General features: G+C 69.7%; 10 protein-coding genes. 6 read left to right on the plus strand and 4 right to left on the minus strand.

The window, feature by feature from the left end; all coding sequences use genetic code 11:
- Nucleotides 1–43: 43 nt before the first annotated feature.
- The 4 genes from mltB to PK606_RS09250 all read right to left on the minus strand — a co-directional run bounded on the left by mltB (nt 44) and on the right by PK606_RS09250 (nt 5191).
- A complete protein-coding gene (mltB, locus tag PK606_RS09235; protein WP_502920813.1) occupies nt 44–1141 on the minus strand; it encodes a lytic murein transglycosylase B in 1098 nt (365 codons plus the stop codon).
- Between the two features lie 7 nt (nt 1142–1148).
- Complete coding sequence (locus PK606_RS09240) at nt 1149–3194, minus strand: transglutaminase TgpA family protein (RefSeq protein ID WP_324563066.1); 2046 nt, start codon at nt 3192–3194, stop codon at nt 1149–1151.
- The gene (locus tag PK606_RS09245; RefSeq protein ID WP_324563069.1) at nt 3191–4174 is read right to left on the minus strand and encodes a DUF58 domain-containing protein; all 984 of its coding nucleotides are present in this window, start codon (nt 4172–4174) and stop codon (nt 3191–3193) included. Before PK606_RS09245 ends, PK606_RS09240 begins: the two co-directional genes overlap by 4 nt.
- A 96-nt stretch (nt 4175–4270) precedes the next feature.
- On the minus strand, nt 4271–5191 hold the full coding sequence (locus tag PK606_RS09250; RefSeq protein ID WP_324563072.1) for an AAA family ATPase: 921 nt from the start codon (nt 5189–5191) through the stop codon (nt 4271–4273).
- Between the two features lie 53 nt (nt 5192–5244).
- Here PK606_RS09250 and PK606_RS09255 point away from each other — a divergent pair, with 53 nt between their 5' ends.
- From PK606_RS09255 to PK606_RS09280, 6 genes are all read left to right on the plus strand, one after another.
- Complete coding sequence (locus tag PK606_RS09255) at nt 5245–6198, plus strand: histone deacetylase family protein (protein WP_324563074.1); 954 nt, start codon at nt 5245–5247, stop codon at nt 6196–6198.
- Between the two features lie 292 nt (nt 6199–6490).
- Nucleotides 6491–7303, plus strand: a complete 813-nt coding sequence (locus PK606_RS09260) for an enoyl-CoA hydratase (RefSeq protein ID WP_324563076.1) — start codon at nt 6491–6493, stop codon at nt 7301–7303.
- Complete coding sequence (locus PK606_RS09265) at nt 7285–8670, plus strand: mechanosensitive ion channel family protein (protein WP_324563078.1); 1386 nt, start codon at nt 7285–7287, stop codon at nt 8668–8670. Before PK606_RS09260 ends, PK606_RS09265 begins: the two co-directional genes overlap by 19 nt.
- 136 nt (nt 8671–8806) lie before the next feature.
- Nucleotides 8807–9556: an electron transfer flavoprotein subunit beta/FixA family protein gene (locus tag PK606_RS09270; RefSeq protein ID WP_324563080.1), complete on the plus strand. Its 750-nt coding sequence runs from the start codon at nt 8807–8809 to the stop codon at nt 9554–9556.
- A gap of 23 nt (nt 9557–9579) precedes the next feature.
- Nucleotides 9580–10512 carry an electron transfer flavoprotein subunit alpha/FixB family protein gene (locus tag PK606_RS09275; protein WP_324563082.1) on the plus strand — a complete coding sequence of 311 codons (933 nt, stop codon included), beginning with the start codon at nt 9580–9582 and terminating at the stop codon, nt 10510–10512.
- 106 nt (nt 10513–10618) lie between these two features.
- Nucleotides 10619–12406, plus strand: coding sequence for an acyl-CoA dehydrogenase (locus PK606_RS09280; protein WP_324563085.1), 1788 nt, complete (start codon nt 10619–10621; stop codon nt 12404–12406).
- The last annotated feature ends 39 nt before the right edge of the window (nt 12407–12445 follow it).

Here is a 12445-nt window from a genome sequence, read left to right on the forward strand (position 1 = left end):
CGTGATCCGACCCCGATTGGAGTGCGGCCAGCCTGCCGCAGCATCAATAGCTGCCCTGCGCCAGCGCCGCTGCCACCTCCTGCCCCAACTCGATCACGGCCATGGCGTAGTAGCTGCTCCAGTTGTAGCGCGTGATGACGTAGAAATTCTCAGTGCCGGCGACGTGGCTGGCCTCGTTGCCGGCGATCGCGGGATCGCCGTTCTGCAGTTCGATCAGGGCCAACGGGCCCGCGTGCCCGCGCCCGGCTGCGCCCAGGATGGCGCCCCTGGCGCCGAAGTCGGCGACGCTGAAAGACGGCAGGATGTCGGGCGCCAGCAGCGTCCCCATGTCGGCTTCGGGCGCCAGGTACACCGGGTAGTGCGTCGGCAGGCCCGGCTGCCAGCCGTGCCCCTTGAAGTAGCTGGCGACCGAGCCGATCACGTCGGCCTCGCTGTTCCACAGGTCGATGCGGCCGTCGCCGTCGAAGTCGATCGCGTACCTGACCCAGCTCGAGGGCATGAACTGCGGCATGCCCATGGCGCCGGCGTAGCTGCCGAGCGGCTCCAGGGGGTTCAGGCCATGGCGCCGGCTCAGATCGAGGAACTGCTCCAGCTCGCCCTGGAAATAGGCCTGGCGCACCTCTGCGCGCGGGTGCGCTGCGGGCAAGTCGAAGGTCAGCGTGGCCAGCGCATCGATGACGCGGAAGCTGCCCATGTTCTGCCCGTAGATGGTCTCGACGCCGATGATGCCGACGACGATCTCCGGCGGCACGCCGAACTGGCTCTCAGCGCGGGCCAGGGTGCTGCGGTTGCGCTCCCAGAAGCGGGCGCCGGCGCGGATGCGCACCGGGTCGATGAAGCGGCTGCGGTAGACGCGCCAGTTCTTGGCCGTGCCGCGCGGCGGCGGCAGGATCAGGCGGGCGATGGACGGGATGAAGGCGGCCTGGCCGATGACTTCGCGCACCCACGCCGCATCCAGGCCGCGCCGCTGCGCCACCTCGTCGGCCCAGCGCATGGCCTCGTCGCGGCCGGCGTAGGTGCGCGGCTCCGGGGTTGGCGCCGTGCGCCGGGAGCGGCCTTGCGTCCAGGCCAGTTCGGGTTGCAGCAGGCCGGCGGCCAGCAGCGATGCGAGTGCGCGGCGGTGAACAAGGGTGCGGGACATGCAGGGGTCAGGCCGGGCGTGGCCAGGCGATTTGGCGGTACTCGCGCCGCAGTTTAGCCAGTCGCGATGCCATGTTGCCGGCAGCCGCCGGTGCGGTGGGCGCGTAGCGCAGGCGCTCCATGGCCAGCAGCCAGGCCTGCAGCTGCGACGACAACTCCGCCGGCAGCTGGCTGGCGGCGACGGCGCTCGCCAGCTGACGCGGCGAAGCCTGCGGTGGCACCGCCACCCCGACGCGCGTCAGCCGGTCGCGGGCGCGCGCCAGCAGGCGCAGCCAGGGGTCATGCTGGCTGCGTTCCCAGCGCGCCCAGGCGATGCCGACCAGGGTGGCGGCCACCAGCAGGCCGGCCAGGATGCGGCCCAGGTCCTGCCAACCCGGGCTGGCAAAGCCCAGGCGGCGCAGCAGGTCGAACTGGCGCGTCTGCGTGTAGTTCAGCACCCACTGGTTCCAGCGGTTGTTGGTGGCCTCCCAGACCGTGCGCAGCTGTGCCAGCAGGGTCGGGCTCAGGGTGCCGAGGGCGCCGGCCATCAGGCCGTCGGGCGCGCGCAGGCGCTGGAACTGGCCGATGCGGCCGGGCGACACCGCGCTGGTGGGATCGACGCGCACCCAGCCGCGCCCGGCCTGCCAGACCTCGGCCCAGGCGTGGGCGTCGGCGTTGCGCACGGTCCAGTAGCCGTCCACCACGTTCAGCTCGCCGCCCTGGAAGCCCGTGACGATGCGCGCCGGCACGCCGGCGGCGCGCATCAGCACCACGAAGGCCGAGGCGATGTGCTCGCAGAAGCCGGCCCGGGTGTCGAACCAGAACTCGTCCGCGCTGTGCTGGCCGCTGGCGCCGGGCTCCAGGGTGTAGCGGTAGCCGCCGCTGCGCAGGCGCTGCAGCGCCGCCTGCACCAGCGCCTCGGGATCGGCGTCGGGCTGCTCGCGCCGCAGTTGCTCGGCCAGTTCGATGGTGCGCGGGTTGAAGCCGGACGGCAGCTGCAGGTAGGCGCCGAGGTCCTGACGCGGCGCGCCGTCCCGGCCGCTGAGCCCGTACCGGAATCGCGGATAGCTCTCGGCGCGGTAGCGCAGCAGGTCGGTGATGGGCGTGAAGCTTAGCCACTGCAGGTCGGCCGTCATGCGCAGGCGGCGCTCGCCGGGCAGCTCGGGCGCCTTGGGCGCGACGTCCAGCGTCAGCAGCCAGGGCCGGCGGCTCGGCTCCAGCGTGACCTCGTAGCCGACCGGCGTGCCGCTGACCTGCAGGTCGGCCGCACCGGGCATCAGCGTGGCGTCGAATCCGGCGCCACCGCGCGCGCTCCACTGGCGGCCGTCGAAGCGGCTCAGCACCGGGCCCCGGAAGTAGAGCTGCTGGCGTGGCGGCGGTGCGCCGTCGAAGCGCACGCGCAGGGCGATGCCATCGTCCAAGGCCAGTTCGGCCACGTTGCCGACCTCCATGGTCGACGACAGCCCGGTGCGGCCCAGCAGGGCGTCGCCGGGGATGCCCCACAGCGGCGCGAAGCGCGGGAAGAACAGGAACAGCGCCAGCATGACTGGTGCGCCGGCCAGTGCCATCTTGCCGGCCACCAGCGCCGATTCGCGCAGGCTAGGGCGGCCGGTCGGCCGGTGCGCGTTGACCAGCGCTGTCAGCAGGCCGAGCAGGGCCAGCAGCATGGCCGCCGCCGTCGGCAGCGACTGCGAATGGAAGAAGTTGGTCAGCATGGCGAAGAAGCCGAGGAAGAACACCACCAGCGCATCGCGCCGCGCGCGCAGCTCCAGCGTCTTCAGCGTCAGCAGCACCACCACCAGCGTGACGCCGGCGTCGCGCCCGAGCAGGGTCCGGTGCGTGGCCCAGGTCGCGGCCAGCGTGATCGCGAGCAGCCCGAGCAGCCACCAGCGGGGCGGCAGCGGCCGGCCGGTCCAGGCGAGCCAGCCGCGCCACAGCAGCACGCCCGCCGCCAGTGCCGTGCACCACGGTGGCAAGCGGCCGACCTGGGGCAGGATCACCCAGCCGATCACCACCAGCAGGAACAGCGTGTCGCGCGTGTCGCGCGGCAGGTGGGCGAGGGCGGCGAGCTTCATGCCCTGGCCAGTGCTTCCAGGCAGCGCAAGCGCTGGGCCGGGCCGCCCGCCGGCGCGATCTCGACACCTGGCAGGCGCAGGCCGTAGTCCAGCCCCTGCGCGTCGGCCAGCAGCACCCAGGCCGCCAGGCGCGACAGGCGCGCCTCGGCAGACAACGCACCGGCGCGCGCGAAGTCCAGCCACAGCGCCTGGCGCTGCATCTGCTGGGTGTCGCGGCTGATCAGCTCGCTGGACTTGGCGAACTTCTTCCACACGATCAGTTTCATCGGGTCGCCGCGCTGATAGGGGCGCACGCCATCGAATTCGCCGCTGGCGCGGGGTCCGGCTGCCGTGCCGCTGCCCGAGCGCGGCTCGCCGGCCGGCAGGGCCGGTGGCAGCGGCTCGGGCGCTGGGTAGACCAGCAGCTGAGCGGCCGGCCGCCACACGGTCCAGATGCGGAAGGTGCCGAGCGGAAAGCGTGTTTCCGCCGTCAGCGCGGGCACGCGGTGCAGGCCGCGTCGCGCCGGCTGCAAGCTGATCTGCACCGTGGTCTGCCCTTGCGCCGGCACGTCGGCCCAGGACCAATGGGCGCTGTCCAGCAGCGCCACGCCGATGGCGTGCCGGGGCGTGCGGCGCCGGTTGAGCAGCTGCACGTCGAGCACCGCCAGCCCGCCGGCGAACAGCGGTTGCGGTGGCAGCAGCTGCAGCGTCAGGCCGCGCAGCGTGCCGTGACCCAGCACCATGCCCGCCGCCGCGCTGCCGGCCAGCAGGAAGGTGAGCAGGTAGCCCAGGTTGAGCTGGTAGTTGATCGAGCCGACCAGCAGCACGACGAGCGTGCTGGCCAGCATCCAGCCGGCGCGCGTGGGCAGGATGTAGATCCGGCGCTGCGTCAGCGTGAGGGTGTCGGACCGCGGCAGGCGCTCGAGCCACCACTGGCGCAGCCATGCGCGCATGCGGGTGCGCCAGGCCCACCAGGGAAGTGCGGTGACGGCGGCGGTCATGCGGGCGGCCTCGGGTATTGAGCTGCTGGGGGCTTGGGCGCCACGACGTTGCGCTTCACGCGTCGAGCACGCACGGCCGGGCGCTGCCGCCTTGTTTCATGGCAAGGGCACGTCATCGATCATCGCCCGCACCTGCTCCACCGCACCGCGGCCGGCGTTGCCGACCGGGATCATGCGGTGTGCCACGCACTGCGGCAGGATCGCCTGCACATCGTCCGGCGCCACGTAGTCGCGGCCGCTGATCAGCGCCTGCGCCCGGGCCGCGCGCATCAGCGCGATGCCGGCGCGCGGCGACAGCCCTTGCAGGAACCAGCGGCCGTCGCGGGTGGCGGCGATCAGGTCCTGCACGTAGTCGAGCAACGGCTCGGCCACATGCACGCGCTCGACCGCCTGCTGCAGGCCGGCCAGTTCGGCCGCCGACAGCACGGCCGGCAGCTGCGCCAGCAGTTCGCGCCGGCCGTTGCCGGTCAGCAGGGCGCGCTCGGCGGCGCGCTCGGGGTAGCCCAGGCTGATGCGCATCAGGAAGCGGTCGAGCTGCGACTCGGGGAGCAGGTAGGTGCCGAGCTGGTCGTGCGGGTTCTGCGTGGCGATGACGAAGAACGGCCAGGGCAGGGGGCGCGTCTCGCCCTCGACGCTGACTTGCTTTTCCTCCATGGCTTCCAGCAGTGCGCTCTGCGTCTTCGGGCTGGCACGGTTGATCTCGTCGGCCAGCAGCACCTGGGCGAACACTGGGCCCGGGTGGAACACGAAGCGTTCCTGGCCACGCTCGTACACCGACACGCCCGAGAGGTCGCTCGGCATCAGGTCGGCGGTGAACTGAACGCGCGCGAAGCGCAGGCCCAGGCTGCGGGCCAGCGTCTGCGCCAGCGTGGTCTTGCCGACGCCCGGCACGTCCTCGATCAGCAGGTGGCCGCCGGCCAGCAGGCAGGTTACGGCGTCGCGCACCTGGGCCGATTTGCCGACGATCACCGTGTTAAGCTGATCGAGCAAGGCGTTGAGCGTTCGTGTCACGTCCATGCAAGGAAGGTAACGGATATTCGGCGCCGCACCGTGAAACGAGGAGACAAAACGTGGGCAAGACCGGGTTCTACACTCATCCCGACTGTCGCAAGCATGACATGGGCGCCGGCCACCCGGAGTGCCCGGAACGCATCGATGCGATCGAGGACCGGCTGCTGATCACCGGCGTCGGTGACGCGCTTGACCGACGCGAGGCCACGCCCGCCGCCATGGGCGAATTGCTGCTGGCGCACGGCCGGCGCCACGTGGCGGCGCTGCGCGGCCTGAGCGAGATCCTGATCGAGGAGATGGAAGCCGGCGGCCCCGACCGCTACTCGCTCGATCCCGATACCTCGATGAACAGCTACACCTACCGCGCGGCGCTGCTGTCGGCCGGCGCGGCCATCGATGCGGTCGACGCGGTGATGTCCGGCGAGCTGGAGAATGCGTTTTGCTGCACGCGTCCGCCCGGCCACCATGCGACGCGCAACCAGGCGATGGGTTTCTGCTTCTTCAGCAACGTCGCCGTCGCCGCCAAGTACGCGCTGGAGCGCCATGAGCTGCAGCGCGTGGCGATCATTGACTTCGACGTGCACCACGGCAACGGCACCGAGGACATCGTCGCCGGCGACGAGCGCATCCTGATGTGCAGCTTCTTCCAGCACCCGTTCTACCCCGAGGGCGGTGCGCAGAAGCACGACGCCAACCTGGTCAACTGCCCGGTGCCGGCCTACACCAAGGGCATGGACATCCGCGAGCTGGTCGAGATGATGTGGATGCCGCGGCTGGAAGAGCACAAGCCGGAGCTGATCTTCATCAGCGCCGGCTTCGACGCCCACCGCGAGGACGACATGGGGCAACTCGGCCTGATCGAGTCGGATTACGCCTGGATCACCGAGCGCATGAAGTCGGTGGCGCAGCGCTTCGCCCAGGGTCGCATCGTGAGCTGCCTGGAAGGCGGCTACAACCTCAGCGCGCTGGCGCGCAGCGTCGAGGCCCATGTGCGCGTGCTGGCGGATGTTTGACGCGCTCCCTGTGCCGCTGACGCGGCTTTCTCCCAAGGGGGACAACGCGGGTGCTCCGGGGACCCCGAGCACGGCGTTCCGGCAACGACCTGCGCTGCGACCATCTGAAGTGGGCTTGCTGCGCAGCCCACGAGATTTCTTTGCGATTGGAAGGCAAGCCGGCCTGGTCCGTGATCCGACGGCGAGGGCCGGGTAACGCAGCCCGCACCATTGGAATTTTGACGGTGGTGGCGTCTGCGCCCCTATTTGCGGTCAAATGCGGCCATCCGCGTAGCAAATTGGAAGGCTTGTGATGTCCACATCGATCGATACCTCAACGGCGTCCGATGCGCCCGTGCTGCACCGGCGCGATGTGCGCGGCGTGCATGTGCTGACGCTGAACCAGCCCAGGTCCTTCAACGTGCTGAGCGAGCAGGTGCTGGGCGAGTTGCAGCGCCGGATCGACCTGATCGCCGCCGACGAGCAGGCGCGCGTGCTGGTCATCGCCGCCGAGGGCAAGGCCTTCTGCGCCGGGCATGACCTGAAGCAGATGAAGGCCAGCCCGCGGCTCGACTACTACCAGGACCTGTTCGGGCAGTGCAGCCGCGTCATGGTCTCGCTGCTCAAGCTGCCGATTCCGGTGATCGCGCGCGTCCAGGGTCTGGCGACGGCAGCGGGCTGCCAGCTGGTGGCGCAGTGCGACCTGGCTGTGAGCGTCGACAGCGCGCGCTTCGGCGTCAACGGCATCGATGTCGGCCTGTTCTGCTCCACGCCCAGCGTGCCGCTGGTGCGCAACATGCAGCCCAAGCAGGCGATGGAAATGCTGCTCACGGGCGGCTTCATCAGCGCGGCCGAGGCGCAGGCGCGTGGTCTGGTGAACCGCGTGGTGCCGGCCGAGCAGCTGGACGCCACGGTGGAGGAGCTGGTCGCCGCCATCCTGGCCAAGCCGCGCGCGGCGATTGCGGTCGGCAAGGAGTTGTTCTACCGCCAGCGCGAGCTCGGCATCGAGGCCGCCTACCAGCTGGCCGGCCAGACCATGTCCTGCAACATGATGCTGGAAGTGGCCCAGGAGGGCCTTCAGGCCTTCATCGACAAGCGGGAACCCGCGTGGCGCAAAGCGGGCTGACCAAGCTGGCGACACCCGAGCTGGCGCGCAGCGCCGGCCTGAGCATCGACGACTGGCAGGCCTGGTGGGAGGCGATTACGCAGCCGGAAACGCTGATCGAGATCGGCGTCATCGCGGTCTGCGGCCTGCTGGCCTGGGCGCTGGTGCAGTTGCTGCAGCGCGGCTGGCACGCCGATGCGCAGCAGGTCCGCGCGCCGATCCTGCTCGGTCATCGCGGCTTCGATGGCGCGCTGTTTCCGCTGCTGTGGCTGGGCCTGACCTGGGTCGCCAGCCTGGTGATGGCGCGCCTGGACATGGTGACGCTGCTGTTTCGCATCGCGCTGCCGGCGCTGATCGCGCTGGCCGCGATCCGGCTCGGCGTCAAGGTGCTGCGGCAGGTTTTCCCCGGGGTGCACGGCGTGCGCATGCTGGAGCGCACGCTGTCCTGGCTGGGCTGGATCGGCGTGGTGCTGTGGGTCAGCGGCCTGCTGCCAGTGCTGCTGGAAGAGGCCGATGGCGTCAGCTGGCAGTTCGGCGAGGACGACCTGACGCTGCGGGAACTGATCGAGGGTGTCCTCAACGTCGGCCTGGCGCTGCTGCTGGCGCTGTGGCTGTCGTCGGTGGTCGAGAACCGGCTGCTGCGCGGTGCGGTGGGCAGCAACCTGTCGCTGCGCAAGGTGCTGGCGCAGGGCTTGCGCGCAGTGCTGGTCTTCATGGCGGTGCTCATCGCGCTGACCGCGGTCGGGATCGACCTGACGGCGCTGTCGGTGTTCGGCGGCGCCATCGGCGTCGGCATCGGCCTGGGTCTGCAGCGGCTGGCGGCCAACTACGTGTCGGGCTTCGTGGTGCTGACCGAACGCGCGGTGCGCATCGGCGACATGGTGCGCGTCGACGGCTTCGAGGGGCAGGTGACCGACATCCGCGCGCGCTACACCGTGGTGCGCGCGCTGAGCGGACGCGAATCCATCGTGCCGAACGAGATGATGGTGACGCAGCGCATCGAGAACATGTCGCTGGCCGACCGGCGCATGTGGCAATCGACGGTGGTTTCGGTGGCCTACGACGCCGATCCCGAACAGGTGCAGCAGTTGCTGCGTCAGGCGGCGCTCAGTTGCGAGCGCGTGCTGCGGCAGCCGGCGCCGTCGGCGCTGCTGACGGGGTTCGGTGCTGACGGGCTGGAATTCACGGTGGGCTACTGGATGGACGAGCCGACCGCGGGGCAGCTCGGGCTGCGCTCGGAAGTCAACCTCGCCGTCCTGGCCGCGCTGCGTGCACACGGTATCGACATCCCGTACCCGCAGCGGGTGGTGCACCAGCTGCCGGTGCCCGGCGCAGTGCCCCCGCCGTCGCCGCATGCCGAGCCGGCGCCGCCGCTGTCGGCCGCCTGAGTGCGGGCGGTTGTCACCTGCGGGATGCCAAGGGGCGGAAGGCCGATGCCCCTGAACTAAAATCCCCAATGGTCAGCCCGTGCGGCAAGCGCCGCGCGAGGCCTGAGTCAGTGTTCAAGAACCGGAGAACCCAGCCATGAAAGCCCTCGTTGCCGTCAAGCGCGTAGTGGACTACAACGTCAAGGTGCGTGTGAAGTCGGACCAAAGCGGTGTCGACATCGCCAACGTCAAGATGAGCATGAACCCCTTCGACGAGATTGCCGTCGAAGAGGCCGTGCGCCTGAAGGAGAAGGGCGTCGTCACCGAGATCATCGCCGTCTCCTGCGGCGAGGCCAAGTGCCAGGAAACCCTGCGCACCGCCATGGCCATCGGCGCCGACCGCGGCATCCTGGTCGAGACTGCTGAAGAACTGCAGCCGCTGGCCGTCGCCAAGCTGCTCAAGGCCCTGATCGACAAGGAGCAGCCCCAGCTCATCATCCTCGGTAAGCAGGCCATCGACGACGACGCCAACCAGACCGGCCAGATGCTGGCCGCGCTGGCCGACCTGCCGCAGGCCACCTTCGCCAGCAAGGTCGAGATCGACGGCGGCCAGGCCAAGGTCACGCGCGAAGTCGACGGCGGCCTGGAAACCATTGCCATCAGCCTGCCGGCCGTCGTCACCACCGACCTGCGCCTGAACGAGCCGCGCTACGTCACCCTGCCCAACATCATGAAGGCCAAGAAAAAGCAGCTCGACGTCTTCAAGCCGGAAGATCTGGGCGTCGACGTCAGCCCGCGCCTGAAGACCCTCAAGGTGATGGAGCCGCCCAAGCGCGGCGCCGGCATCAAGGTGCCTGACGTCGCCACCCTGGTCGACAAGCTCAGGAACGAAGCCAAAGTCATCTGAAACCAGCAGGGAAGACCAACAACATGACCGCACTCGTCATCGCTGAACACGACCACGCCGCCATCAAGGGCGCCACTCTCAACACCGTCACCGCGGCCCTTGCCTGCGGTGGCGACGTCCACGTCCTGGTTGCCGGCCACAACGCCGGTGCCGCCGCCCAGGCCGCGGCGCAGATTGCCGGTGTCGCCAAGGTCCTGCGCGCCGACAGCGAAGCCTTCGCCCACGGCCTGGCCGAGAACGTTGCCGCTCAGGTGCTGGCGCTGGCCGGCGGCTACAGCCACATCCTGTTCCCGGCCACCGCCAACGGCAAGAACGTCGCCCCGCGCGTGGCCGCCAAGCTGGACGTCGCCCAGATCAGCGACATCACCAAGGTCGACAGCCCCGACACCTTCGAGCGCCCGATCTACGCCGGCAACGCGATTGCCGTGGTGCAGAGCCAGGATGACAAGAAAGTCATCACCGTGCGCACCACCGGCTTCGATGCCGCGGCAGCCGAGGGCGGCAATGGAGCTGTCGAAACCGTCAGCGCCACGCCCGACAGCGGCAAGAGCAGCTTCGTCGGCCAGGAGATCGCCAAGAGCGACCGGCCCGAGCTGACCGCCGCCAAGGTCATCGTCTCCGGCGGCCGCGCGCTGGGCAGCGCCGAGAAGTTCGACGAATTCATCATGCCGCTGGCCGACAAGCTGGGCGCTGCCATCGGTGCCAGCCGCGCCGCGGTCGATGCCGGCTACGCGCCCAACGATCTGCAGGTGGGGCAGACCGGCAAGATCGTCGCGCCCGAGCTGTACGTAGCGGTCGGCATCTCGGGGGCGATCCAGCACCTGGCGGGCATGAAGGACTCCAAGGTCATCGTGGCCATCAACAAGGACGAGGAGGCGCCGATCTTCAGCGTCGCCGACTACGGCCTGGTGGCCGATCTGTTCCAGGCCGTGCCGGAGCTGACCAAGGCCCTTTGACTGGTGTGGTGGCCGCGCCGGATGGCGGGCCGCCTTCCATCCTTGCAAGGGCGTCGCGTGCGATGCCCTTTGTTTTTTCGACCAAGAGCTGTTTGAGGAGCGAACCATGAGCTACAAGGCGCCCGTCAAGGACCTGCTGTTCAACATCGAGCATCTGGCGCGCATCGACGAGATCGCGCAGATCCCCGGCTTCGAGGACGCCGGCCTCGAAACCGCACAGGCCGTGCTGGAGGAGTGCGCACGCTTCAACGAGGAAGTGGTGGCGCCGCTCAACTACGAGGCCGACAAGGCGCCGTCCTCGCACGCCGGCACCGAGGTGACCACCAGCGCCGGCTTCAAGCAGGCCTACCAGCAGTACACCGAAGGCGGCTGGCAGGGCCTGCAGCACCCGGCCGACTTCGGCGGCCAGGGCCTTCCCAAGACCATCGGCGCAGCCTGCGGCGAGATCCTCAACTCGGCCAACCTCAGCTTCGCGCTGTGCCCGCTGCTGACCGACGGCGCCATCGAGGCGCTGCTGACCGCGGGTGGCGATGAACTCAAGGCGACCTACCTGGAGAAGCTGATCTCCGGCGAGTGGACCGGCACCATGAACCTGACCGAGCCGCAGGCCGGCAGCGACCTGGCCATGGTGCGCTCGCGCGCCGAGCCGCAGCCGGACGGTACCTACAAGGTGTTCGGCACCAAGATCTTCATCACCTACGGCGAGCACGACATGGCCGACAACATCGTGCACCTGGTGCTGGCGCGCGTGGCCGGCGCGCCCGAAGGCGTCAAGGGCATCAGCCTGTTCGTGGTGCCGAAGTTCCTGGTCCAGCAGGATGGCAGCCTGGGCGAGCGCAACGACGTCTACTGCGTCAGCATCGAGCACAAGATGGGCATCAAGGCCAGCCCCACCGCCGTGCTGCAGTACGGCGACCACGGCGGCGCCGTGGGCTACCTGGTCGGCGAGGAGAACCGTGGCCTCGAATACATGTTCATCATGATGAACGCGGCGCGCTACGCGGTCGGCGTGCAGGGCATCGCGATCGCCGAGCGCGCCTACCAGAAGGCAGTGCAGTACGCGGGCGAGCGCGTGCAAAGCCGCCCGGTCGACGGCAGCGTCAAGGGCCCGGCGACCATCATCCACCACCCCGACGTGCGCCGCATGCTGATGACCATGCGCGCGTTGACCGAGGGCTGCCGCGCCATGGCCAGCGTGGCCGCTGCCGCCTACGACGCCGCACACCACCACCCGGACGCGGAAGTCCGCCGGCAGAATCAGGCTTTCTATGAGTTCATGGTGCCGCTGGTCAAGGGCTACAGCACCGAGATGAGCCTGCAGGTCACCGACCTCGGCGTGCAGGTGCACGGCGGCATGGGCTTCATCGAGGAAACCGGCGCCGCCCAGTACTACCGCGACGCCAAGATCCTGACCATCTACGAAGGCACCAGCGCGATCCAGGCCAACGATCTGGTCGGCCGCAAGACCGCGCGCGACGGCGGCCAGATGGCCAGGGCCATCGCGGCCCAGATCGAGGCGACCGAGCGCGAACTGGCCGCCGGCGGCGCCGATGCGCAGGCGGTGGCCAGACGCCTGGCTGCCGGGCGTCAGGCCTTCCTCGACGTGGTGGACTTCATCGTGGCCCAGGCCAAGGCCGATCCGAACGCCGCCTACGCGGGCAGCGTGCCCTACATGCTGCTGGCCGGCAACCTGGTGGCCGGCTGGCAGCTCGGCCGGGCCCTGCTGGTGGCCGAGCAGCAACTGGCGCAGGGCCAGGATGCGGCCTTCATGAAGGCGAAAATTGCCACCGCGCGCTTCTATGCCGACCACATCCTGACGCGCATCCCGGGCGTGCGCGACGCCATCGTCGAGGGTGCCGACAGTATCACCGCGATGCCGCTGGAGGCGTTCTGAGCGCCTTGCGCTGACGCGTTGTTTTTCTGATCGCCAGCG

It is taken from the genome of Ottowia sp., from assembly GCF_035444425.1.
Classification (GTDB): Bacteria; Pseudomonadota; Gammaproteobacteria; order Burkholderiales; family Burkholderiaceae_C; genus Ottowia.

Excerpts from the sequence above, each read along its gene's own strand:
- PK606_RS09260 (WP_324563076.1), top strand. The coding sequence starts at position 6,491 with ATGTCCACATCGATCGATACCTCAACGGCGTCCGATGCGCCCGTGCTG.
- PK606_RS09280 (WP_324563085.1), top strand. The coding sequence starts at position 10,619 with ATGAGCTACAAGGCGCCCGTCAAGGACCTGCTGTTCAACATCGAGCAT.
- PK606_RS09275 (WP_324563082.1), top strand. The coding sequence starts at position 9,580 with ATGACCGCACTCGTCATCGCTGAACACGACCACGCCGCCATCAAGGGC.
- PK606_RS09245 (WP_324563069.1), bottom strand. The coding sequence starts at position 4,174 with ATGACCGCCGCCGTCACCGCACTTCCCTGGTGGGCCTGGCGCACCCGC.
- PK606_RS09240 (WP_324563066.1), bottom strand. The coding sequence starts at position 3,194 with ATGAAGCTCGCCGCCCTCGCCCACCTGCCGCGCGACACGCGCGACACG.
- PK606_RS09270 (WP_324563080.1), top strand. The coding sequence starts at position 8,807 with ATGAAAGCCCTCGTTGCCGTCAAGCGCGTAGTGGACTACAACGTCAAG.
- PK606_RS09250 (WP_324563072.1), bottom strand. The coding sequence starts at position 5,191 with ATGGACGTGACACGAACGCTCAACGCCTTGCTCGATCAGCTTAACACG.
- mltB (WP_502920813.1), bottom strand. The coding sequence starts at position 1,141 with ATGTCCCGCACCCTTGTTCACCGCCGCGCACTCGCATCGCTGCTGGCC.